Here is a 23452-nt window from a genome sequence, read left to right on the forward strand (position 1 = left end):
AAAGCTGGCAACCCTACGAGTTCACCAGGATTGCCCGGCATCCTGGCACAACTGCTTGGCCAGCATGCCCACCGTCATCAGCGCCCTCTCTGCTTCCCGGTTCCACGGCAACCCGCAGTTCAGGCGAATGCAATGGTTGAACTGCTCCGTGTTACTGAAAATCAGTCCCGGCGCAATGCTGATGCCCTGCTCCAGCGCGCGCACGTGCAACTCCTGAGTGTTCACCCGCCCCGGCAGACTGATCCAGAGAATGAACCCGCCCGCAGGCCGGCTGATCTGCGTGCCTTCGGGAAACATCTGCTGCACCGCCAGCTGAAACGCGCTGAGATTTTTGCGGTGCTCCTGGCGGATAAAGCGTAGGTGCCGGTCGTACCCGCCGTTTTCCAGGTAGGACGCCACCGCCATCTGCGTCACGCTGCACGCTGAATGGGTGCTGAAGGTTTGCAGGCGCTGGATTTCCGTCTGATATTTCCCGGCGATCATCCAGCCGATTCGCACCCCCGGCGAAAGGGTCTTGGAAAAGCTCGAACAGTAGATGACATGGCCCAGCCGGTCGAAGGCCTTCAACGCCTTGGTCTTGTTCTGCTCGTACATTAACTCGCCGTAGATATCGTCTTCGATGATTTGAATGTCGAAGTCCGAGGCCAGGCGCAGCAGGTGTTTCTGCCGCTCTTCCGGCATGGTGCTGCCCAAGGGATTGCTCAGCCGCGACGTCATCACCAGGGCCTTGATCGACCACTGATTGGCCGCCAATTGCAGCGCTTCCAGGCTGATCCCGGTGTTCGGGTCGCTGGGTATTTCGATGACTTTCAGGCCAAGCAGATCGGCCAGTTGCAGCAAGCCGTAGTACGTCGGAGATTCTGCGGCGATCAGGTCGCCCGGGCTGGTCAGCACCCGCAGCGACATCTGCAGCGCATCGACACAGCCATGGGTGATCACCACTTCCGAGGGATCGATCACCACGCCGGCGTCGCGCATGCGAATTGCCACCTGACGGCGCAGCGGTTCGAAGCCAGGGCTGAACATGTAATTGAACGCCCGAGGGCTCTGAAAGCGGGTGACCTTGGCCAGTTGCTGATGCAACGCGCGCAGGGGCAAGTAATCGATGTGAGGGACAGCAGCGCCAAACGCGAACACCCCTTCCCGCCTCGCTTCGACCAGCACCTGTTGAATGATGCTGGCGCGGGTGACCAGACCGGGTCGCTCGACTCGCGCGATATCGGGGGTCGCCGCCGTGAGGGCCGGGGTTTGATGCACGTAGTAACCGGACTGCGGCCGCGCACGGATGAGGCCCTGGTCTTCGAGATTGGCGTAGGCCTGGAGGACGGTGGCATGACTGACATTGAGCTGGGAGCTCATCTTGCGCACCGAGGGCACGCGTTCGCCGGGCTGATACACACCCCGGCGAATGTCTTCGGCCAGCTGTTGGGCAATACGTTGGTACAGCAACAGACTGGTCATTTCGCGTCCCTCGATCCCGTGCTTTGATCATGCGTGCGGCGATCGAAACGAAAGGATCACCGGAACAGTTCGGAAGTGTACGGTGACAGTTCCTGTTCCGGCTAGAGGGCGCGGTGTTTGAATCACCCGGATTCTGACAATCCCGTGATCCTTAACGAGGCGCGCTCAGATGGCCCTTGTCGTCTGAGAACACAATTTCCACACGGCGATTCTGCGCACGACCGCTTTCGGAGGTGTTTGCATCCACCGGGTACTGATCACCGTAACCCTCGACCTGAATCCGGTCTTCCTCAATGCCCAGATCAGACAGCACGTCAGCCACGGCCTGTGCCCGGTCTTTCGACAGCGCGAGGTTTTCCTGAGCGTCGCCGGTGCTGTCGGTGTAGCCCTCGATGCGCACCACGCGCTTGGGATTGAATTGCAGGAACTGCACGACCTTCAGCACCGTGCGATTGGCCGAGCTTTTCAGTTCGGCGCGGCCGGTGTCAAACAGCATGTCGCCCAGCGTCATCACCAGCCCGCGCTCGTTCTGCTGTGTCGACAGGCTGATCACCTGATCTTCGGCCCACTTGCCCTGCTGCTGTGCGCCGGCCAGCTTGGCTTCACGCAGCGCCAGTTGCAGACGCTGACGTTCCAGCTCCAGCCGCGCGAGCTTTTCCTGATTCAACAGCAGCTTGCTGTGCTCCCGGGCGATCGCGCTGTAACGGCTGCTCAGGTAGGCGTAATGACTGACGTCGTCAGCGCTGCCGATGTAGCTCGACAGGCGCTCGGCCCTGCCCAGCAACTCGCCGGCGCGGATGACGTCCTTCGGCGCGCTGCGCAGAACGTTGGTGTCTTCCTTGACCTTCTGGTAATCGGCAATGGCGCCCTGCAGCGCCTGCTCACTGTTCTGGTGGCCGGCACAGCCGGCAAGACCGGCACTGGCCAGCAAGAGGCCGAGACTGAGGCTTCGCGCAACGGCATTCATTGGCCAGCCCCCAACTGCTTGCGCAGACGCTCGAGGCGGATATTGACCTGGGCCACCTGCGCTTCGCTCTTCTGCGTCAGCACTCGGGCCTCGGCCAGACGCGCGTCCAGCTCGGCCTGTTCGGCCTGCATGCGAGCGTCCTTGTAGGACTTGTCCGCGATGTCGGCGCGAGCCTGGGCCAGCTTCGCCTGCGCTGTCACCAGGTCTGGTTCGTCATCCGTAGCACCGACCGCAGTGGCCTGGGCGACGGCCTGTTCGGTGAGCTTGAGTTGTTCGGTGGGCGCCGGGTCATTGGCACAGCCCACGAGGGCGGCGAGCACGACGGCGGCGAATACAGGCTGGATTTTCAAAAGAAAGCTCAAAACACATTCCTACTGATGGAGGGCGCTGCCGGACTGCTGCAATTGAATTTTCCACAGGTCCAGATTGCGCGTGACGGCTTCACTGGAGCGACCGGAAGCCGCCAATTCTGTCATTTTTTTCGCCAGCTGTCCGCGCAGCCATGGATCGTTGCAGGCGGAGTTGAACGACAGCGCCAGATAGAACCCCGGCCGATCGAGGGGCATTGGCTGGGTTTGCAGGTCTTTGGCGATGTCCAGCGCCTGGGTCACGGCCATACTGGCATAGCGGCCGGCGAGGACAAACTCGACCTGCCCCGCCGCCAGTTTCTGAAAGGCCTTGGGGAGGCTGGGCTGCTTCTCGAGTGTCAGGTGCGCCTTGATCGCCTCATCGAATCCGGCGGTCACGCGGGTCTTTTCGGACATGGCGCCGGGATGGCCCTGTAGATCGGCCAGGGAATTGAACGGCTGCTCATGACCGTTGCGGGTCCAGACCATGATTTCGTTCTGGGCAATGGGCGGGTGGATGAAGTCCAGGGATTCCAACTCGGCGCTGTTGAGCGGCGTGTCGGCGAGCAGGTCCATGCGCCCGGTGCGCACCTCTTCCAGGGCCTGGCTGCGCTTGCCGCCATACAGCAGCTCGACCTTGACGCCGATCTGCTGCGCCACCTCCTTGAGCAGGTCGGCATTGGCGCCCATCAGGTGCTTGGGGTCCTGCGGGTCGCGCCACAGGTACGGCGGGGCGTCAGGGCTGCCGGTGACGATCAGCCGGTCACACTTGCCCGCCGACCAGGCCAGCGACGGCAGCAACAGCAACCCACCCAGCAGTGAAGCCAGCGTCTGCTTTGGCGACAACATGACAACGTCCTTTTTTGAGCCCATAAAAAAACCCGTCAGCTCCGACTGCCTGAGCGCTGGTTCATAGTGAACACGCTTGCGGCAGCCCGAACGAACGGGTTCTCTTTATAAGTCAGGGAAGTGGATTAAACCAGCTTCTCCAACTCGGGGATCGCTTCGAACAGATCCGCCACGAGGCCATAATCGGCCACCTGGAAGATCGGCGCTTCTTCGTCCTTGTTGATCGCGACAATCACTTTGGAGTCTTTCATGCCGGCCAAGTGCTGGATCGCGCCGGAGATGCCGACCGCGATGTACAGCTGCGGCGCGACGATCTTGCCGGTCTGGCCGACCTGCATGTCGTTGGGCACGAAGCCTGCGTCGACGGCCGCGCGGGAAGCGCCGACCGCTGCACCCAGCTTGTCAGCCAGGGTGTACAGGTGCTTGAAGTTGTCACCGTTCTGCATGCCGCGGCCGCCGGAAACGACGATCTTGGCAGCGGTCAGTTCCGGACGATCGGACTTGGCCAGTTCTTCGCTGACGAAGGACGACTTGCCGGCATCGTGGGCTGCGCTCACGGCTTCAACCGAAGCAGAACCGCCCTCGGCTGCCACTGCATCGAAGCCGGTGGCGCGAACGGTGATGACTTTCACGGCTGCCGACGACTGAACGGTCGAAATAGCGTTACCGGCATAGATCGGGCGCTTGAAGGTGTCAGCGCTTTCGACCGAGATGATCTCGGAGATCTGATCGACGTCCAGGTGCGCTGCGACGCGAGGCAGGATGTTCTTGCCGTTGGAAGTTGCGGCAGCCAGCACGTGGCTGTAAGCCGAAGCCAGCTCGACCACCAGCGGGGCGACGTTTTCCGGCAGTTGGTGCTCGTAGGCGGCGTTGTCAGCCACGAGGACCTTGGACACACCGGCGATTTTTGCAGCAGCTTCGCCGACGGCAGCGACGTTCAGGCCGGCGACCAGAACGTGGATGTCACCACCGATTTTGGTGGCTGCGGCAACGGTATTCAGGGTGGCGGGAGCGATTGCGCCGTTTTCGTGCTCAGCGATAACCAGGGTCGTCATCAGATCACCTTCGCTTCGTTTTTCAGTTTATCAACCAGTTCAGCAACCGACTTGACCTTGATGCCTGCGCTGCGGGCAGCCGGGGCTTCAACTTTCAGGGTCTTGTTGGTGGACGCAGTCGAAACACCCAACGCATCAGGCGTCAGCACTTCGAGGGGCTTCTTCTTGGCTTTCATGATGTTTGGCAGCGACGCGTAGCGCGGCTCGTTCAAACGCAGGTCGGTGGTGACAATGGCTGGCAGCTTGAGCGATACGGTCTGCGCGCCGGCGTCGATTTCACGGGTGACGTTGACGCTGTCGCCGGACACTTCGACTTTGGAGGCGAAGGTGCCTTGGGCATAACCGCTCAGCGCAGCCAGCATCTGGCCGGTCTGGTTGTTGTCGCTGTCGATCGCCTGCTTGCCGAGAATGACCAGTTGCGGCTGCTCCTTGTCGACAACGGCCTTGAGCAACTTGGCCACGGCCAGGGAGGTCAGTTCGTCCGCGGATTCCACGAGGATGGCGCGATCGGCACCCAGTGCCAGCGCGGTACGCAGTTGCTCCTGAGCGGTGGTCGGGCCGATGGAAACGACGACGATCTCGGTCGCAACGCCCTTCTCTTTCAGGCGCACGGCTTCTTCTACAGCGATTTCGCAGAAGGGGTTCATCGACATTTTAACGTTGGCGAGATCGACGCCGGAGTTGTCCGCTTTGACGCGAACCTTGACGTTGTAGTCGACCACTCGTTTGACAGCTACAAGAACCTTCATGGATTCCTCGTTTCTCTCCGGTGAAAAGAAATCGCCAGGCCAGGCCCGGCGATGGGTATTCGTCAGTGTAAGGAACACCTGTGAAAACAACGTATTCACGGTTGCTGAATGCGGATGTCAGCAAAAGCGGTCACGCTACGGCGGCAATCCAAGCCAGACGCCGATCGCCCGTGTAAACTGCAGCGCCGCCGGCCTGAGGCTGACGGTTGCGCGGGGCGATGCTCACGTTGCTTTTACCGGTGTTCTGCTACCGACGGTTCGTACGCAATCATCAGGGCTGACAGCCAACCCGTAGCCAGCGCAAAACCGCCCGTATCTTGACCGCAACGTCTAGTCGGGTCAATACGACATAAACGCCAGTCACAAGCCGTCTCACCATGATTTATCAGGGTTTCGGCCGATTCAAACAAACGTTTGTATTGGACCTGTGAGGTGGTGTAGATATAATGCGCGCCTTTGAGATGACACCCGGGCCAACGACCTTCCCGGTGTCGGTTTAGCCATCAATAAAAAAATACGCCGTTGAGCCTTGAGTAGGAGATAGCCTGTGGAACGCGAATTTATGGAGTTCGACGTCGTCATCGTCGGAGCCGGGCCCGCCGGGCTGTCTGCCGCTTGCCGCCTGAAACAGAGAGCCGCTGACGCCGGTCAGGAAATCAGCGTCTGCGTGGTGGAAAAAGGCTCCGAAGTCGGTGCCCACATCCTCTCCGGTGCGGTGTTCGAACCCCGCGCCCTCAACGAGTTGTTCCCTGACTGGAAAGCCCTCGGCGCCCCGCTCAACACACCGGTCAAAAGTGACGACATCTATGTGCTGACCGGTGCCGACGCCAGTCAGAAAGTCCCGGGCGCATTCGTGCCCAAGACCATGCACAACGAAGGCAACTACATCATCTCCTTGGGCAACCTGTGCCGCTGGATGGCGCAGCAGGCCGAGAACCTGGGCGTAGAGATCTACCCGGGCTTTGCGGCTCAGGAAGCGCTGATCGATGAAAACGGCGTGGTCCGCGGGATTCTCACCGGCGATCTGGGCGTGGACCGTGAAGGCAATCCGAAAGAAGGCCTGTACACCCCTGGCATGGAACTGCGCGGCAAGTACACGCTGTTCGCCGAAGGCTGCCGTGGTCACATCGGCAAGCAACTGATCAACCGCTTCAACCTAGACAGCGAAGCCGACGCCCAGCATTACGGCATCGGCCTGAAGGAAATCTGGGAAGTCGATCCGGCCAAACATCAGCCAGGCCTGGTGGTGCACACCGCCGGCTGGCCGCTGGACATCATGGGCACCGAAAACACCGGCGGCTCGTTCCTTTACCACCTGGAAAACAATCAGGTCGTGGTCGGGCTGATCGTCGACCTGTCCTATGCCAACCCGTACCTGTCGCCGTTCGATGAGTTCCAGCGCCTCAAGCACCATCCGGTCCTCAAACAGTATCTGGAAGGCGGCAAGCGCATCAGCTACGGCGCGCGGGCCATCTGCAAGGGCGGCCTGAATTCGCTGCCGAAGATGGTCTTCCCCGGCGGCGCGCTGATCGGCTGCGACTTGGGCACGCTGAACTTCGCCAAGATCAAGGGCAGCCACACCGCCATGAAGTCCGGCATGCTCGCCGCTGAAGCGGTGGCGGATGCGCTGTTCGCCGGCAACGAGGGTGGCGACGCGCTCAACGGCTACGTCGAGGGCTTCAAGGCCAGCTGGCTGCATGAAGAGCTGTTCGCCAGCCGCAACTTCGGCCCGGCGGTGCACAAGTTCGGCGCGATCTTCGGTGGCGCGTTCAACTTCATCGACCAGAACCTGTTCGGCGGCAAGATCCCCTTCACCCTGCACGACACCAAGCCGGACTACGCGTGCATGAAGCTGGCGGCCGATTCGAAGAAGATCGATTACCCGAAACCCGACGGCAAGCTGAGCTTCGACAAATTAAGCTCGGTGTTCATCTCCGGCACCAACCACGAAGAAGAGCAGCCGTGCCACCTGAAGCTGAAGGATCCGAGCATCCCGATCAGCGTCAACCTGCCCAAGTGGGATGAGCCTGCTCAGCGGTACTGCCCGGCGGGGGTGTACGAGGTAGTGACCCAGGAAGACGGCGCGAAGCGCTTCCAGATCAACGCGCAGAACTGCGTCCACTGTAAAACCTGTGACATCAAGGATCCGTCGCAGAACATTACCTGGGTAGCACCGGAAGGCGCAGGCGGCCCGACCTATCCCAATATGTAATGGATTCTGAGTAGGACCGGCTTAGCCGGGAAGGCGTCAGCGGCCACATCGCACAATTGATGTTGCGCACACTGGCCTCTTCCCGGCTGAAGCCGGTCCCACAAAGACACCGCGTAACCTCCGTAGGACCGGCTTTAGCCGGGAAGCTTTCGAGGTTCGGCATCACCCCTCACGCTGATATCTTCAGCCGCTCGCCCTCTTCCCCCGGATTGCGCTCGAAGTAGCGTTTGTACTCGCGACTGAATTGCGACGTGCTCTGATACCCGACCTTGTGCGCGACCTGCGCCACCCCCATGCCCTCGCCGATGAGCATCTGCTGAGCCTTGAGCAGCCGCACGCGTTTCAGGTACTGAACGGGCGACAACAGCGTGCTGCGCTTGAAATGCTCATGAAAGGTCGAGGCGCTCATGTTTGCGCAGCGGGCCAGATCCTCGACGCTCAGGGCCTGATCGTAATGGTCGCGCAGGTATTGCAGCGACGCCGCAATGCGCGCGAAATGGCCGGTCTGTTCGACCAATGCCCGCAGCACTCCGGCTTGGGGACCGCGCAACGCGGCGTACACCACTTCCCTGACACGGGCCTGCCCCATCACTTGCGCGTCCAGCGGATCGTGCAGGCAGCGCAGCAACCGCTCGACGCTTTCGCGCATCGGCGCATCCAGCTCGGCGGAGGTCATGGACTCCGGCGTCTGCGCCCTGACCTTCACGTTCGGCGCCTCGCCCATGGTCTGCACCAGCTCGCCCAGCAGCGCGCGATCGATTGATACGGCGACGCCATACATGGGCGCTTCGGCCGTGGCGAAGGTCTCGCACATGAACGGCACCGACAACGCCTGCACCAGATAATGACCGGCGCCGTATTCCAGCGTTCGCGGGCCGAGGCGCGCGAGTTTGCTGCCCTGGGCGATGATCACCAGGCTGGGTTCATAGATCTGCGGGCTGCTGGCGACGTAGTAATCCCAGGACATCGCCTGCACGCCCGGCACGAGGGTATCGACGAAACCCGGGCGCGGCGCCAGGGGCTTGATGAGAGAGACCAACTCGGCGTTGGCGTCGGAATGAGAAACAGGAGACATGGGCAGCCATACGGAGGATTTGACACCGCCATCATCGCAGATCAGCCCCGCGCCGCGTGAATCGATGTGTCAGGTTCGGAGGATCAGGCATGACAGGCGGAGGAATGACCATGGCCGGCGACGTCCCGGCTGCGGACAATGCACCGCCTCAACCGTCATCGTTTTTGCGAGGTTCTTCATGTACACAGCCATCGGTTACGCCGCCCAGTCCGCCACCGCTCCCCTCGCCCCCATGACGTTCAGCCGCCGCAGCCCGCGGCCGGACGACGTGGCCATCGAGATCCTCTACTGCGGCGTCTGCCACTCCGACATCCACCAGGCACGCAACGAGTGGGGCATCGCCGTGTACCCGCTGATGCCGGGCCACGAGATCGTCGGCAAGGTCACCGAAGTCGGCGCCAACGTCAGCAAGCACAAAGTCGGCGATCTGGTCGGCGTCGGCTGCATGGTCGATTCCTGCCGTCAGTGCGAAGCCTGCGCGCAGGACCTCGAGCAATATTGCCTCGAAGGTCCAACCATGACCTACGCCACTCCGGACCGCGTCGACGGCAGCAACACCATGGGCGGCTATTCCAACAGCATCGTGGTCAGCGAGCACTTCGTCGTGCGTATCCCGGAGAAACTCGACCTGGCCGCTGCGGCGCCAATCCTGTGTGCGGGCATCACCACCTACTCGCCGCTCAAGCATTACGGCGTCAAGGCCGGCGACAAAGTGGGCGTGCTGGGCATGGGCGGCCTGGGCCACATGGGCATCAAGTTCGCCAAGGCCATGGGCGCGGAAGTGACGCTGTTCACCCGCTCGGCGAGCAAGGCTGAAGAAGGTCGTCGTCAGGGCGCCGATCACGTCATCGTCTCGACGGATGCCGAGCAGATGAAAGCCGCTGCCGGTCATTTCGACTTCCTGCTGGACACCATTCCGGTGCAGCACGACTTGAACCCCTACCTGGAAACCCTGCGTTTTGACGGCGTGCACATTCTCGTCGGCCTGATCGAACCCGTCGATCCGGCGCTGCATGCGGCCAATCTGGTGATGAAGCGTCGTGTGCTGGCGGGTTCACTGATCGGGGGCATCGCCGAAACCCAGGAGGTGCTGGATTTCTGCGCCGAGCATGGCATCACCTGCGACATCGAGATGCTCGACATCAAGAACATCAACGAGGCCTACAGCCGCATGATCGCCGGTGACGTGAAATACCGTTTCGTGATTGACATGGCCACGTTGAAGGCCTGATCCACCGGTCGCCCCGCGCAATGCGGGGCGACCGGCGACCCCCCTACAGCGAGCGCTCGAGCCACTCCGGCCGGAGCGCGGATTCAGCATGAGGCGCCTCATCCGGCTCGGGCGCAGCGCTGGCCTCGGCGACCCCGTGGGCCAATGGTGCAACCTCGCTGGGTGCATGCTTTCGTCCCTTGACCACCGTCACTGTGGGCTTGGCGACCACCGCATTAGCAATCGCTTTCAGTGCTGTGGCCTGCTTTTCAGCGCGCAGGGTTGCGGGCGAAGGCTTCACAGCAGACTTGGCGGCCACTTCCGTTTGTGCGGCTGGCGAGCTGCCTCCGCCTTCGCGCTGGCGCAGCATTTCACTGGCGGCTTCACGCACCTTGCCCACGCCCTGCACCAACGTGAGACTTACGTGGATGTCGTGCTTCAAGTGGCTGATGTATTGCCGGGTCTCATCGATCTGAAGTTGCAACTCAACCAAAGCGGCCTCAAGCAGTGAGAGAGTGGCTCGCAACTTCGTCTGCTTTTTTCGTTTTGCGGTAGGCGTGGAGTCGAGACGGTCCCGCTGCTTGCCACGCTTTTTTTCCACCTTGCTGTGCTTCTTTTCGAACTTGGAAAGCTTCTTCTCAGCGTCAGCGAGGGCTTGTCCGCAGGCCTGCTCAAAATGCTCCAGCAAAAGGGTGGTGAGTTCCTGAAGCAGCAGCAGCGGTGTGAGCTGTATTTTTTTTCTACTCGCCATAACATCCCTCCTTCCCGAATCACGCGTGCCTTGGCCGGACGGCCGCTGGCCTCTGAACAATTAGGACCGCGGGTCGGGGTTATGGTTGGGTCAATCGCAAAGCCATTTCTCGATCTCGTCAGCTGCAGGCACTTTCCGGGCTTCAACAGCGTGTGATTGCCGCCCGCTGCGTCAACGTTTCGCCCGTTCACCCCTTCCTGCTCTGCGCAGCGACACGCTAGCCGCCCAACTCGGCCGACAGCCGTGCCGCCGCGTCCTTGATCACCGGCACCAGGTCGGCCATTTTTTCCAGCGGCATGTACGGCACCGTGCTGGCGATGCTGATGCCAGCGACGATCTGTTTGCTGGCGTCACGCACCGGCGCGGCCACGCAGCGAATGGACGGCTCGTTGTCTTCCAGATCGAATGCATAACCGCCCCGCACGTACTCGTGCATGCGCGCCTGCACCTGCTCCCAGGTCTGTTCTTCATGGGCCGGCCACAGCGGGTTTTTGCCGGTGGTCGGCACGCTGATTTCGTACAGCCGTTGCCATTCGCTTTCCGGGCTGTCCAGCAGCAACGCCTTGCCGATGCCGGTGCGGGCCAGCGGCATGCGATGGCCCACCCGCGAACGCATTTCCGGGCCATTGCGCCCGGGATTTTTATGCAGGTACAAGACCTCGTCACCGTCGCGCATCGCCAGGTGCACGGTGTCGCCGGTGAGCGCCGACAGTTCGTCAAGAAAGGGTCTGGCGAGCACCAGCAGCGGCACTTCTTCCTGGGCCTGGAATCCCAGCTCGATCAACCTTGGCCCCAGCACATAACCCGTTTGCGGCAACACCCGCAGGTAACGCTCCTCCACCAGGCAACTGGCAAGCCGGTGGGTGGTGCTGCGCGTGGTGCCGATCAGGCGGGCGATTTCCTTGAGGTCGCGAGCGCCTCTGGCGACCGCCTGAATCACGCCCAGGCCGCGAATCAGCGTTTGCGTGCCGGTGGGTGCAGGGTCTTTGCCAGTGACGGCGGTGTCGGATGCATCTTGCATGGCGCGCCTTATCGAATCAGAAAACCGGCGTCATTATCGTCGCCAGCCTTGAAGCCTGCCAGCGCTGCAGAGCATCTTACTTACGAAGCATCGCCTACCGTTGCCAGCACTGCGGTAAGTTGCGCAAACATAGTAATTGCGCCAGCGGCCCCTTCGGTACTCGTGTACTTAACGCTTATTACGGTTGATTTCCGCTATTTATGACTTGAATAAATCCTTGCTACGCATCCCGTATAGAACTCGTGACTGTGGAAGGTTCGCCAAGACGCACGCCAGATCAACTAAAAACGCGCTACCTTTCGACAATGCAACTAAAAGGCCACTATCCGCAATACTTTTTAGTTGTGCCTGGGCCTTCTAGCTTCCGCATCACAGCGCCTTTTGCCAAATTACCTGCATATTTTCTAGCCACTGGCTTTGTATCAAAATTGAAACAAATGAGTTGCCATACCCTGCGGAGCGGACTATTTTCTTACAGCGCTCACTAGGGAGCTAATAAATACAAAAGGTGTGCAGGGATGCGAAGGTTCAAGCCGTCCAATGCTGTCCGTTATTCCATTAAACCCGCAACCACGACCGCACTTTGCGCGTTGTCTTTTACCTTTGGCTGTTCGGCGTATGCCGACTATGCAGAACAGGGCAAGTTAGGCGACGCGGCCAGTTGGCGCTCGGAAGAATTTCAGAGCGACTGGGGATTGGGCCGTATCCAGGCTGATCAGGCCTATGCTGCCGGTATCACCGGCAACGGCGTAAAAATCGGCGCGATGGACTCGGGATTCGACCCCTCTCATCCCGAAGCCAGCCCATCCCGCTACCATGCGGTAACGGCCAGCGGCACCTACGTAAACGGTTCGCCCTTTAGCGTCACGGGTGCCATCAACCCTAATAACGATACCCACGGCACACACGTGACCGGGACCATGGGCGCGGCGCGCGATGGCGTCGGCATGCATGGCGTGGCGTACAACGCGCAAATCTATGTGGCCAACACCAACCAGAGCGATAGCTTCTTGTTTGGCCCGAGCCCAGACCCGCAGTACTTCAAGGCGGCCTATGGCGCGCTGGCCGATGCCGGTGTGCGGGCGATTAACAACAGTTGGGGTAGCCAGCCGCCGGATGTGACCTACGCGACACTGGAAGGCGTGCAGGCCGCTTATGCCCAGCATTACAACCGGGGCACCTGGCTGGATGAAGCGGCTAACGTCTCGCGCAAGGGCGTGATTAACGTCTTCAGTGCTGGCAATACTGGCTATGCGAACGCCAGTGTGCGTTCTGCGCTGCCGTATTTCGAGCCCGACCTAGAAGGCCACTGGCTGGCGGTGTCTGGCCTGGATAGCGCCAATGCCCAGCGCTACAACCAGTGCGGCATTGCCAAATATTGGTGCATCACCACACCGGGGAGGCTGATCAACAGCACCGTGCCGGGCGGCGGTTATGCGCTCAAGTCCGGTACGTCCATGGCCGCGCCCCATGCCACCGGCGCACTGGCGCTGGTGATGGAGCGCTACCCTTACATGAACAACGAACAGGCCTTGCAGGTGCTGCTCACCACCGCGACCCAGCTCGATGGTTCGGTCACCCAGGCGCCTAATGGCACTGTGGGCTGGGGCGTGGTCAACCTGGAGCGGGCCATGCGTGGGCCAGGCCAGTTGCTGGGCACCTTCGATGCCACCTTGGGCGCCGGCCGAACCGATGTCTGGAGTAACGATATTTCTGATCAGGCGTTGATCCAGCGTCAGGCCGAGGACACTGCCGAACAGGCCGCCTGGCGGCAAACCCTGGTCAACAGAGGCTGGCAGAACGGCGTGGCCAGCAGTGCCAGCCAACAGGACCAGACCGACTACGCCGTGGGCACCGCCCGTGCTGCGGCCGCGGCTCAGCGCCAGTACCAAGGGAGCCTGATCAAGTCCGGCGCGGGCCGATTGATCCTTGAAGGGAACAATACCTATCGCGGCGATACCCAGGTCAACGGTGGTGTGCTGTCGGTCAATGGCTCCCTTGCGTCCGCCGTGCAGGTCAATGCGGGTGGCACCTTGGGCGGCAATGGGCAGGTCGGTAACCTCACCGCGTTGAGCGGCGGGCAGGTGGCGCCGGGTAACTCCATCGGCACCTTGCGAGTGAACGGTGACTTAACCTTCGCGCCAGGCTCAACCTACGCGGTGGAGCTTTCGCCAACGGCCAGTGACCGCATTGTGGCCACCGGCAGTGCCACGGTGTCGGGGGCCAACATGACCCTGGCCCTGGACCCAACACCGCTGGCCTTGAATGCCACGCCTGGCCAGACCCTGCTTGGCCGCCAGTACAGCGTGTTGCAGGCCGCCAATGGTGTGAACGGGCAGTTCGCAGCGGTCACCTCCCACTACGCTTTCCTCGGCGGCCGGTTGGACTACGCCGCTAACGGCGTTGCGCTGAATATCGAACGCACGGCGGCTTTCGACAGCGTGGCGCAAACCCCCAACCAGGCAGCCGTGGCTTCGGCCGCCGAGCAATTGGGGGCGGGCAACGCGGTGTATGAAAACCTGCTGCTCGCGCCAAGTGCCGCCTCGGCACAAGAGAGTTTCCAGCAGCTGTCGGGCGAGATCTACCCGGCAGTCGCCACCCAGTTGATCAACGACAGCCGCTATGTGCGTGATGCGGTTGGCGAGCGCCTGGGCGCCAGCGTGTTCGGCGCCGATGCCAATACGGCGGCGCAAGACAATGTCTGGTTCAAGGCCTTGGGCGCGTGGGGCAAAACGGATTCCCGTAGCGATACGGCTGGCTATACCTCGTCCATTGGCGGCGTGCTGGCGGGGGTCGACGGCGACGTAGGTGACGACACGCGCCTTGGCCTGATCGGCGGCTACAGTGACAGCTCGATCAATATGGGCTCGGGTACCCATTCCCGTGCATCAGTGGACAGCTACCATCTGGGCGCCTACCTGGGTCATGAGATCGGCGCCTGGCGCTTGACCCTCGGCGGTGCCTACAGTTGGCACCGGATCGATGGCAAGCGCGATATACAGGTCGGCGGCGCCAGTGGCCGGGAGAAAACCAAGCACGATGCGCAAACCGCACAGGTATTCACCGAAGCGGCGTACCGTATTCAGTTGCAGCCCGCAGTGCTTGAGCCCTTCGCTAACCTGGCCTATGTACACCTTGGCACTGACAGCTTCAGCGAGAAGGGAGATGCCGCAGCACTTGCATCCGGCAGCGATACCCGTGAAGCCGTGCTCGGCACGCTGGGTGTACGGGCGCTTAAAACCATCGCAATCAATGATCATCAGAAGCTGGACCTCTCCGGCAGCCTGGGCTGGCAGCACAACCTGAGCGACACCGATTCAGAGCAGCACATGGCCTTTGCGGCAGGCGGCAGCAGCTTTGGCATCGAAAGTTCGCCCCTGGTGCGTGACGCGGCCCTGGTGGGTGCCCATGCCCGCATGGCGCTGAGCCGTGAGGCCAGCGTTAGCCTGGACTACAACGGCCAATTGGCCAGCCGTGAAAAAAGCCACGGCATCGGCTTGAGCCTTAACTGGCAGTTCTAAACGCAAAGCGGCGGGGCGAGCCAGGCCGTTGCCCACCGCTTGCATAAAGCTGAATGTTTCAACCTACCCATTGCTGGAAAAAGAACGACGCGGATGCCAAGACGGCATTCGCGCGGGGTTTTGTGTGCGCTAACTAAGGACAGTTATATCTATGAAAGAGCTATTCACCACTCGACAGGTTGCTGTCAGCTCCATTCGGCACGCTATTCGGCAAGCCAATCGCGCTTCTTGCGGCGCCCTCGGCTGTTACCTGGCCATCCTCGGTGTAGCCCATGCTGCGCCTTACGTAGAAGCCGGCCAGACCGGGAATGTCGCCAGTTGGCGCAGCCCGGAGTTCACGGCCCAATGGGGGCTGGGCGCGATCAACGCCGACCAGGCCTACGCGGCCGGTTACACCGGCAAGGGCGTGAAGTTGGGGATTTTCGATCAGCCGGTGTACGCACCGCACCCGGAATTCGCCAGCCCGGATAAGGTGATCAATCTGGTTACCAGTGGCATTCGCGAGTACACCGACCCCTATATTCCGGTAAAGGCCGGCGACGCCTTCCGTTACGACGGCGCCCCTACCCCTGACTCCAACGGCCGGCTGGGTAACCACGGCACCCACGTAGGTGGCATCGCTGGCGGCAACCGAGACGGCGGGCCCATGCACGGCGTGGCCTTCAACGCCCAGATCATCAGCGCCGACAACGGCGACCCAGGCCCGGAAGACGGGATTGTGCTGGGCAACGACGGCGCGGTTTACCAGGCTGGCTGGAACGCATTGGTCAGCAGTGGCGCGCGCATCATCAATAACAGCTGGGGCATCGGCATTACCGACCGCTTCGACCAGGGCGGTCGCGACCCGGCCTTTCCGCACTTCACCGTGCAGGATGCGCAGCTGCAGTTCGATCAGATCCGACAGATCCTCGGCACTCGTCCAGGGGGCGCTTATCAGGGCGCCATCGATGCAGCGCGCAGCGGCGTGGTCACCATTTTCGCAGCAGGTAACGACTACAACCTGAACAACCCGGACGCCATGGCCGGACTCGGGTATTTCGTGCCAGAGATCGCCCCCAACTGGCTGACGGTTGCTGCCTTGCAGCAAAACCCGAACGCCGCGGCCGCCGGCACCACGCCTTACACCTTGAGCACCTTTTCTTCTCGCTGCGGTTACACGGCCAGCTTCTGCGTGTCGGCGCCAGGTACGCGGATCTACAGCTCCGTGCTCAACGGCACCAGCTTGGAAGACCTGACCGTGGGCTGGGCCAACAAAAACGGTACCTCCATGGCCGCGCCCCATGTCGCGGGCAGCATGGCGGTACTGATGGAGCGCTTCCCCTACATGACCGGCGCACAGGTGGCCGACGTGTTGAAAACCACCGCCACCGACCTCGGCGCGCCTAGCGTGGACGCACTCTATGGCTGGGGCATGATCAACCTGGGGAAGGCCGTCAACGGCCCGAGCATGTTCGTCACCGAGGCGGATATTCCCGCCGAGTTTCGTATCGGCGGCGCCTATGGCGACAGCCAGTTCGTTGCCAACCTGCCGGGTACCGGCGCGGTGGTCGATGCCGGTAAACCGACCCAGCGCCTCTGCAGCGGGCCACAATGCGGGCGGGACGTGTGGAGCAATGACATAGCCGGGCATGGCGGCTTGACCAAGCTGGGTATCGGTACCTTGGTGCTGACCGGCGCCAACACCTACAGCGGCCCAACCCTGGTCAATGAAGGGCGCCTGGCGGTCAATGGTTCGCTGGCCTCGGCGGTGACCGTCAACGACACCGGCATACTGGGCGGCAACGGCCGGGTCGCGTCCCTTGCCGCCAACCGTGGCGGTACGGTGGCGCCGGGTAATTCCGTGGGTACCTTACACGTGGCGGGCGACCTTAACCTGGCGCCCGGCGCTGTGTATGCGGTGGAGTTGTCGCCCGCTGGCAGCGACCGCATCATCGCCGGCGGACAGGCTACGGTGAGCGGTGCGACCATGGCCCTCTCGCTGGAAAACGGTGCCGGCTTCACCACAGGCGAGGTCAACAGCCTGATCGGCCGGCCGTTCAGCGTGCTGCAAGCCGCTGGCGGCGTGCAGGGCCAGTTTGGGTCGGTGCTGGATAACTACGCTTTCCTGGATGGCAACCTGGCCTACAGCGGTACGGGCGTTGCCCTGGCCCTGGAGCGCAACGGGGACAGCTTCGCCAGCGCCGCGCAAACCGCTAACCAGGCCAACGTAGCGGCGGCCGCCGAGCAATTAGGGGCCGGTAACGCGGTGTACGAAGAGCTGCTGTTGAGCCCTGATGCCGCTACCGCCCGGCGTGCCTACACCCAGTTGTCCGGCGAAGTGCATCCGGCCATCGCCACTCAGCTGATCAACGACAGCCGTCAGGTACGTGATGCCGTAGGTGATCGCCTGCGCGTCGAAGGGCTGTACGACCAGCCTGCGGCGGGCGTTGAAGGCAACAACCTGTGGGTGAAAGGCCTGGGTGCCTGGGGCAAGAACGCCGGCAGCAGCGACAGCGCCAGCTCAACCTCATCCCTGGGCGGCCTGCTCGCCGGTGTGGACGGCCTGGTGGCTGAGCACACCCGGTTGGGCGCCATGGTCGGTTACAGCGATACCTCGTTAGGCATGGGTGACGACACCCATTCCAGCGCCTCCGCCGATAGCTACCACCTGGGTGCGTACATTGGCCACGAGGAAGGGGCGTTGCGCCTGACCGCAGGTGCATCCCATAGCTGGCACCGCATTGACGTCAAGCGAGACCTGCAACTGGGTACTTCGGCCGACCGCCTGAAGGTCAAGCGCGACGCGCAATCGACCCAGGTGTTCACCGAAGCGGCCTATCGCCTCAACCTGCAGCCTTTGGCGCTGGAGCCTTTCGCCAACCTGGCCTACGTTCACTTCGACAGCGACAGCTTTACGGAGAAGGGAGGCGCCACGGCGCTCAAGGGGAATGACGACACCCGCGACACGGTGCTGTCCACACTGGGCGTGCGTGCCGGTAGCCGGTTCAACCTCACCGATACCCAGAAACTGGACGTCTCAGGTACGTTGGGCTGGCAGCATAACCTGAGCGATACCTCGGCCGAGCAGCACCTGGCCTTTGCCAGCGGGGTGAATAGCTTCGCCGTGCAAAGCGTGTCCATGGACCGGGACGCCGCCGTCGTGGGCGCCCGCGCCAGCCTTGCCTTGAACCGGGATGCGCGGATCAACCTGGACTACAACGGCCTGCTGGGCGCCCGGGATAAAACCCACGGCGTAGGGCTGTCGCTGAATTGGGAGTTCTAATTTCAAAAGCTGCCTGAAAGCCTGCGCCAGCTCAGGTGCTCTTGCCTGATACTAAAAACCGTTTGAAGGGTCCACTTCGACCCTTCAAACGGTTCAGTAGCGATCCGGTGAGCGCCTGAGCACCGGCTCGAAATAGTGCTCTCTTTGATCTAGACCACCCTCAAGCCCGGTCTTACCCAGGCATTGACGGCTTCCATGCCTCTCTCAAGCAAACGTCCGTCACCGGGCACGTGATTGACGTCCCTCGTTACGTATCGACAGGGTCATGACAACTCGATGCGTTCCACCTTGCCCACCAACAGGATGTAGGACAACGCCCCAAGCAGCGCCAGAACGGCGATGTAAGTGATCGCCGGCGCAAAGGAATCACCCGACGCCAGGAAGCCGATGACGATCGGTGTGGCAATTGCCGCCAGGTTGCCGATCAGGTTGAAGGTGCCGCCGGTCAGTCCCAACAGCCGCGCCGGGGCGAGGGTCGAAACCAGCGACCAAGTGATCGACGCCAGGCCATTACCGAAGAAGGCCAGAGCCAGGAAAGCGATCACCAGCGGGGTCGAGTCGACGTAGTTGGCGCCGATGATCGAGGTGGAAATCAGCAGACCGGCGATGATCGGCGTCTTGCGCGCGAAGCCGACGGTATGACCGCGACGAATCAGCCAGTCGGAAAAGAATCCCGAGCAGAGCACGCCGACGAAGGCCGCGAGGAACGGCAGCGACGCCAGCAAGCCGGACTTGATGAAGTCCATGCCGCGGTATTTGACCAGGTAGGTCGGGAACCAGGTGAGGAAGAACCACAGCGTCGAGTTCAGGCAAAACTGGCCCAGGTAGATGCCCCACAGCTTGCGCTTGGTCAGCACGATGCCGAGGTCCTGCCAGCTGAAACCGCTTTTGCGTTTCGAGGCATCGGTCTGCATGTCGACCAGGCCGCCGCCTTCCTTGATGAGGTCGATCTCACCCTGGTTGATACCTTTGAAGTCGCGGGGCTCGTGATAGACCATGTACCAGATCGCCGCCCAGAGCACGCCGACGCCCCCGGTGGCGACGAACACCATGTGCCAGCCGTAGCGGGTCTGCAACCACGCGAGCACAGGGGTCAGGAAGGCCAGGCCGACGAACTGGCCGGAGGTGTAAAAGCCGACGGCGGTGGCGCGTTCTTTTTCAGGGAACCAGGCGGTGACGACGCGGCTGTTGATCGGATAGGCCGGGGCCTCCAGCGCGCCGACGGCCATGCGCAAAATGAACAGGCCGATGAAGCTGCCAACGAAGCCGAGAAAAATGGTCGCGATGGACCACAGCGCCAGTGCCACGGTGTAGAGAATGCGAGGCGGAACGCGATCCACCAGCCAGCCGCCGGGCAGTTGCATGGCGGCGTAGGTCCAGCCGAAGGCGGAGAAGATCAGGCCGACGTGCACCGGGTCGATGCCCAGCTCGCTGGTCAGTGCGGGCGCGGCGATGGACAGGTTGCTGCGGTCGAGGTAGTTGATCACCACGGTGATGAACAGCAGCACCATGATGAAGAAGCGTTTGCGGGTCGGCGTGGCGGTGGTCGCCCGCGCTTGGGAAGCAGTCTGTGTGCGCAAGGGAAGTGCCTCTTTTTATGGTTATCTGAGGTCTGGAGTTTTTTTGGTGTAAGTGAGCCGTGAAAAGCTTCGTGAGCACGCTCACTCCCACGTGAGGGTCAGCGCCCTCGACATCAGGGTCAGCCAAAGTCCCTGTGGGAGCGAGCTTGCTCGCGAATGATTGTTCCCACGCAGAGCGCGGGAACGATCAAGTCAGCACGGACGGATCACCACTCGGCAAAGCTGCCGTCGGCGTGGCGCCAGATCGGGTTGCGCCAGCGGTGGCCGATGGCGGCACGTTCCTTGACGTACTCTTCGTTGATCTCGATGCCCAGGCCCGGCCCGTTCGGGATCTTCACCATGCCCTTGTCGTAGTCGAAGACTTCGGGGTTCTTGATGTAGTCGAGCAGGTCGTTGCTTTCGTTGTAGTGAATGCCCAGGCTCTGCTCCTGAATGAACGCGTTGTAGCAAACGGCGTCCAGCTGCAGGCACGCGGCCAGCGCGATCGGGCCCAGCGGGCAATGCAGCGCCAGCGCCACGTCATAGGCTTCGGCCATGTTGGCGATCTTGCGGGTTTCGGTGATGCCGCCGGCGTGGGAAGCATCCGGCTGGATGATGTCGACGTAGCCTTCGCTCAACACGCGTTTGAAATCCCAACGGGAGAACAGCCGCTCGCCCAGGGCAATCGGCGTGCTGGTCAGCGGCGCCAGTTCCTTCAGCGCTTCGTAGTTCTCGCTGAGCACCGGCTCTTCGATGAACATCAGCTTGTACGGGTCCAGCTCTTTCATCAGCACTTTAGCCATCGGCTTGTGCACGCGACCGTGGAAGTCGACGCCGATGCCGACGTTCGGGCCCACGGCATCACGCACGGCGGCGACGTTGGCCAGGGCCAGATCGACCTTGTCGAAGGTGTCGAGGAACTGCAGCTCTTCGGTGCCGTTCATTTTCACCGCAGTGAAGCCACGCTCCACCGCTTCTTTTGCCGCGCGGGCGGTGTCAGCCGGACGGTCGCCGCCGATCCACGAATACACCCGGATCTTGTCCCGCACCTGACCGCCGAGCAGGTCGCTGACCGACACGCCCAGGGCCTTGCCTTTGATGTCCCACAGCGCCTGATCGATGCCCGCCAGCGCGCTCATGTGAATGGCGCCGCCCCGGTAGAAGCCGCCGCGATAAAGCACGGTCCAGATGTCTTCGATGTTGCGCGGGTCTTTGCCGATCAGATAGTCGGACAGTTCCTCAACCGCTGCAGCCACGGTGTGCGCGCGGCCCTCGACCACAGGCTCGCCCCAACCGGTAACGCCCTGGTCGGTTTCGACTTTCAGGAAGCACCAGCGCGGCGGAACGATGTAAGTCGTGAGTTTGGTGATTTTCATGTCTTGTCTCTCTTATTCAAAAACACATGCTCGATGGCGCAACGAGCGCGTCAGTCACTGGTTGTTGGCAGGCTTGTGCTGGTGCCAGGCGTCGACATAGGCCTTGGCGCTCCTGGCCACGTCCTCGGCGCTCATGCCGGGCTTGAACAGCCCCGAACCCAGTCCGAAACCGGACACGCCGGCGTCGAGGAAGACTTTCATGTTGTCCGGGGTGATGCCGCCCACCGGAATCAGCGCCGTACCGGCCGGCAACACCGCCAGCCAGGCCTTGACCACCGCCGGGCCCATTTGCTCGGCAGGGAACATCTTCAGTACGTCGGCGCCTTCGGCCAGTGCGGCGAAGGCCTCGGTCGGTGTCGCTACGCCCGGGGAGAGAAACAGGCCTTCCGCCTTCGCCGCGCGCAGGACCTTCGGGTCACTGTGGGGCATGACGATGACCTGGCCGCCAGCTTCCTTGACCTGGCGCACTTGCTCCGGCGTCAGCACCGTGCCCGCACCGATCAGGCAATCGGCGGGCAAGCTCTGACGCAGCAAGCGGATGCTGTCGTACGGCTGCGGGGAATTGAGCGGCACTTCGATGACGCGGAAACCGGCGGTGTACAGGACATCACCGATGGCCGGCGCTTCTTCGGGGCGCAGGCCGCGCAGAATCGCGACCAGGCCGTTTTGCACGAGGGCTTGCTTGAGCATGTCAGTTCTCTACGTGAAGGGGCCGGGCAGCGGCCGAAGAGGAGGATTGAATCAGACCGGCCTGCACCGCAACCTGCCACAGGCCACGCTCGGTGGCCTGCTCCGCCAAGGTCACTTGGGCAAAACCGTTGGCATCGAGGGCGCGCCGGTAGCGGGCGATCAGCGCGTCGCTGCCGATCAGGATCACGTCAGGCAATTGCGCGTCGGTCTGGCGCAGCAGTTGCGCCAGCGCGACGATTTCATGGCCGATCAACAGGCCGGACAGGTAATCGGATTGCGCGGTACCGGACAGCACGCCGGTCAAGCCGAGCGTACGGCAACTGAAGATGGTCGACAGCGGACCCGCTGCGCCATTGGCCGACCGCGACACCGCCACGCCTCGGTCAAACGCTTCAGCGTCGAAGGTCTCGCTGCGCTGCATCGTGCGGCCGAGAATGGTGTGGCTGGACAGCGCTGCGTAGACCTCGCCGGTCATGAAGGTGTCGAAATGCTCGATTCGGCCGTCCACCGCCCTCACCCACTTCGAGTGGCTGCCGGGCAGGCCGATCAACAGGGGTTTGGCGGCTTCGCTGGCGGGCAACGAGTCGAGAATGCCGAGCACTTGGGTTTCTTCGCCGCGCATCACATTGGGCAGCTCGGAGCGCTGCAGGATGCCGGGAATGATGTGAACGTCGACGCCGCGCACGCTGCGCACCGTGACCAGCGCAGAACTGAGCGCTGCGACGCTGGCGGGCGTCTGCTGATAGACCGCTTCGCGCCAGCCCTGGGCGCTGCCGACCATGCCGCAGGCGATCACCGGCAGCGTTGGTTCGGCGTCGAGCCAGTCGCCGCAGGCTTCGTCAAAAGCCAGTTCGAAGCCGTTGGAAACCTGCTGCCCGCCAATCGAACGGAGTGTCGATGGCAGCTGCATGATGCCCGCGCTGAGCGAACGTTGTTCCAGTACCCGGCCGTGTTCGCCGAGTCGATATGCGCGAAGGGAGGTCGTCCCCCAATCGAGCGCGATCAATTGCGCCTGCATGGCTTCACCTGATTGTTATTAATGAGTGAATGCGGGGCGAACTATAAACCTGTTGCGTTGGCGATCTCAATATATAACGCTCAATCCCATATATTGGGATTTCCTGAGGATAAGGTTTCGATGATTGCTGTTCCGAACGGGCTTGCGGTTCGGGCATACTGCTGCCCGTCGCTGGCAAAACTTTCACGAACACCGTGTTAGCGTTGGCGCCGAAATAGCTGTGCCTCACCTCCTGTTTTCAATCTGCTCCAACCACTCATCAGCTTCAGTGCCGAAGGTGGTAACTTTCCTGTCTGTCCCTGCCATTGCCTGCCCTGCACACCTGCTGG

18 protein-coding genes are annotated in these 23452 nt (G+C 62.0%); 5 read left to right on the forward strand and 13 right to left on the reverse strand.

The features are described 5' to 3' along the window. Positions 1-21 precede the first annotated feature (21 nt). The 6 genes from ACYASU_RS12630 to ACYASU_RS12655 all read right to left on the reverse strand — a co-directional run bounded on the left by ACYASU_RS12630 (position 22) and on the right by ACYASU_RS12655 (position 5428). Positions 22-1461 (reverse strand): aminotransferase-like domain-containing protein, encoded by a 1440-nt coding sequence (locus ACYASU_RS12630; protein WP_463583001.1) that lies wholly within the window; start codon positions 1459-1461, stop codon positions 22-24. 151 nt (positions 1462-1612) lie between these two features. Next, on the reverse strand, positions 1613-2428 hold the full coding sequence (locus ACYASU_RS12635) for an OmpA family protein (RefSeq protein WP_346629724.1): 816 nt from the start codon (positions 2426-2428) through the stop codon (positions 1613-1615). Beyond that, positions 2425-2778 (reverse strand): DUF4398 domain-containing protein, encoded by a 354-nt coding sequence (locus tag ACYASU_RS12640; protein WP_192174908.1) that lies wholly within the window; start codon positions 2776-2778, stop codon positions 2425-2427. The genes ACYASU_RS12635 and ACYASU_RS12640 overlap by 4 nt, the downstream gene beginning before the upstream one ends. A gap of 21 nt (positions 2779-2799) precedes the next feature. After that, complete coding sequence (locus ACYASU_RS12645; RefSeq protein ID WP_463583020.1) at positions 2800-3621, reverse strand: substrate-binding periplasmic protein; 822 nt, start codon at positions 3619-3621, stop codon at positions 2800-2802. 128 nt (positions 3622-3749) lie between these two features. Beyond that, entirely contained in the window at positions 3750-4679 is a 930-nt protein-coding gene (locus tag ACYASU_RS12650) for an electron transfer flavoprotein subunit alpha/FixB family protein (protein WP_192174882.1), read from the reverse strand. Beyond that, positions 4679-5428 carry an electron transfer flavoprotein subunit beta/FixA family protein gene (locus tag ACYASU_RS12655; protein ID WP_282372558.1) on the reverse strand — a complete coding sequence of 250 codons (750 nt, stop codon included), beginning with the start codon at positions 5426-5428 and terminating at the stop codon, positions 4679-4681. The genes ACYASU_RS12650 and ACYASU_RS12655 overlap by 1 nt, the downstream gene beginning before the upstream one ends. Here ACYASU_RS12655 and ACYASU_RS12660 point away from each other — a divergent pair. Next, positions 5427-5723, forward strand: coding sequence for a hypothetical protein (locus ACYASU_RS12660; protein WP_463583002.1), 297 nt, complete (start codon positions 5427-5429; stop codon positions 5721-5723). The two genes, ACYASU_RS12655 and ACYASU_RS12660, sit on opposite strands and share 2 nt — an antisense overlap. 252 nt (positions 5724-5975) lie before the next feature. Next, entirely contained in the window at positions 5976-7640 is a 1665-nt protein-coding gene (locus ACYASU_RS12665) for a 4Fe-4S dicluster domain-containing protein (protein ID WP_192174880.1), read from the forward strand. Positions 7641-7809: 169 nt separating this feature from the next. On the opposite strand, the gene ACYASU_RS12670 is transcribed toward ACYASU_RS12665, so the two are convergent. Next, positions 7810-8715, reverse strand: coding sequence for an AraC family transcriptional regulator (locus ACYASU_RS12670; RefSeq protein ID WP_192174879.1), 906 nt, complete (start codon positions 8713-8715; stop codon positions 7810-7812). Positions 8716-8893: 178 nt separating this feature from the next. On the opposite strand from ACYASU_RS12670, the gene ACYASU_RS12675 reads away from it, so the two are divergent. Beyond that, entirely contained in the window at positions 8894-9946 is a 1053-nt protein-coding gene (locus ACYASU_RS12675) for an NAD(P)-dependent alcohol dehydrogenase (RefSeq protein ID WP_463583003.1), read from the forward strand. A gap of 43 nt (positions 9947-9989) precedes the next feature. Here ACYASU_RS12675 and ACYASU_RS12680 read toward each other — a convergent pair whose 3' ends face one another. Together ACYASU_RS12680 and ACYASU_RS12685 are read right to left on the reverse strand one after the other, a co-directional pair. After that, the gene (locus tag ACYASU_RS12680; protein ID WP_463583004.1) at positions 9990-10676 is read right to left on the reverse strand and encodes an AlgP family protein; all 687 of its coding nucleotides are present in this window, start codon (positions 10674-10676) and stop codon (positions 9990-9992) included. Between the two features lie 217 nt (positions 10677-10893). Then, positions 10894-11697 (reverse strand): IclR family transcriptional regulator, encoded by an 804-nt coding sequence (locus ACYASU_RS12685; protein ID WP_463583005.1) that lies wholly within the window; start codon positions 11695-11697, stop codon positions 10894-10896. A gap of 518 nt (positions 11698-12215) precedes the next feature. Between ACYASU_RS12685 and eprS the strand changes: the two genes are divergently transcribed. Beyond that, entirely contained in the window at positions 12216-15218 is a 3003-nt protein-coding gene (gene eprS, locus ACYASU_RS12690) for an autotransporter serine peptidase EprS (RefSeq protein ID WP_463583006.1), read from the forward strand. Positions 15219-15369: 151 nt separating this feature from the next. Next, entirely contained in the window at positions 15370-18480 is a 3111-nt protein-coding gene (locus ACYASU_RS12695; RefSeq protein WP_463583007.1) for an autotransporter domain-containing protein, read from the forward strand. Positions 18481-18743: 263 nt separating this feature from the next. On the opposite strand, the gene ACYASU_RS12700 is transcribed toward ACYASU_RS12695, so the two are convergent. The 4 genes from ACYASU_RS12700 to ACYASU_RS12715 all read right to left on the reverse strand — a co-directional run bounded on the left by ACYASU_RS12700 (position 18744) and on the right by ACYASU_RS12715 (position 23123). Beyond that, positions 18744-19991 carry an MFS transporter gene (locus tag ACYASU_RS12700; protein WP_463583021.1) on the reverse strand — a complete coding sequence of 416 codons (1248 nt, stop codon included), beginning with the start codon at positions 19989-19991 and terminating at the stop codon, positions 18744-18746. 275 nt (positions 19992-20266) lie between these two features. Beyond that, positions 20267-21415 carry a galactonate dehydratase gene (dgoD, locus tag ACYASU_RS12705; protein ID WP_065986272.1) on the reverse strand — a complete coding sequence of 383 codons (1149 nt, stop codon included), beginning with the start codon at positions 21413-21415 and terminating at the stop codon, positions 20267-20269. A gap of 54 nt (positions 21416-21469) precedes the next feature. Continuing rightward, complete coding sequence (locus ACYASU_RS12710; RefSeq protein WP_463583008.1) at positions 21470-22105, reverse strand: 2-dehydro-3-deoxy-6-phosphogalactonate aldolase; 636 nt, start codon at positions 22103-22105, stop codon at positions 21470-21472. 1 nt (position 22106) lies between these two features. Further along, positions 22107-23123 carry a 2-dehydro-3-deoxygalactonokinase gene (locus tag ACYASU_RS12715; protein WP_463583009.1) on the reverse strand — a complete coding sequence of 339 codons (1017 nt, stop codon included), beginning with the start codon at positions 23121-23123 and terminating at the stop codon, positions 22107-22109. Between the last annotated feature and the right edge of the window lie 329 nt (positions 23124-23452).

Source organism: Pseudomonas sp. HP_12, assembly GCF_055283955.1.

Excerpts from the sequence above, each read along its gene's own strand:
- eprS (WP_463583006.1), top strand. The coding sequence starts at position 12,216 with ATGCGAAGGTTCAAGCCGTCCAATGCTGTCCGTTATTCCATTAAACCC.
- dgoD (WP_065986272.1), bottom strand. The coding sequence starts at position 21,415 with ATGAAAATCACCAAACTCACGACTTACATCGTTCCGCCGCGCTGGTGC.
- ACYASU_RS12685 (WP_463583005.1), bottom strand. The coding sequence starts at position 11,697 with ATGCAAGATGCATCCGACACCGCCGTCACTGGCAAAGACCCTGCACCC.
- ACYASU_RS12650 (WP_192174882.1), bottom strand. The coding sequence starts at position 4,679 with ATGACGACCCTGGTTATCGCTGAGCACGAAAACGGCGCAATCGCTCCC.
- ACYASU_RS12695 (WP_463583007.1), top strand. The coding sequence starts at position 15,370 with ATGAAAGAGCTATTCACCACTCGACAGGTTGCTGTCAGCTCCATTCGG.
- ACYASU_RS12680 (WP_463583004.1), bottom strand. The coding sequence starts at position 10,676 with ATGGCGAGTAGAAAAAAAATACAGCTCACACCGCTGCTGCTGCTTCAG.
- ACYASU_RS12675 (WP_463583003.1), top strand. The coding sequence starts at position 8,894 with ATGTACACAGCCATCGGTTACGCCGCCCAGTCCGCCACCGCTCCCCTC.
- ACYASU_RS12715 (WP_463583009.1), bottom strand. The coding sequence starts at position 23,123 with ATGCAGGCGCAATTGATCGCGCTCGATTGGGGGACGACCTCCCTTCGC.
- ACYASU_RS12670 (WP_192174879.1), bottom strand. The coding sequence starts at position 8,715 with ATGTCTCCTGTTTCTCATTCCGACGCCAACGCCGAGTTGGTCTCTCTC.
- ACYASU_RS12700 (WP_463583021.1), bottom strand. The coding sequence starts at position 19,991 with ATGGTGCTGCTGTTCATCACCGTGGTGATCAACTACCTCGACCGCAGC.
- ACYASU_RS12630 (WP_463583001.1), bottom strand. The coding sequence starts at position 1,461 with ATGACCAGTCTGTTGCTGTACCAACGTATTGCCCAACAGCTGGCCGAA.
- ACYASU_RS12660 (WP_463583002.1), top strand. The coding sequence starts at position 5,427 with ATGGATTCCTCGTTTCTCTCCGGTGAAAAGAAATCGCCAGGCCAGGCC.
- ACYASU_RS12635 (WP_346629724.1), bottom strand. The coding sequence starts at position 2,428 with ATGAATGCCGTTGCGCGAAGCCTCAGTCTCGGCCTCTTGCTGGCCAGT.
- ACYASU_RS12710 (WP_463583008.1), bottom strand. The coding sequence starts at position 22,105 with ATGCTCAAGCAAGCCCTCGTGCAAAACGGCCTGGTCGCGATTCTGCGC.
- ACYASU_RS12655 (WP_282372558.1), bottom strand. The coding sequence starts at position 5,428 with ATGAAGGTTCTTGTAGCTGTCAAACGAGTGGTCGACTACAACGTCAAG.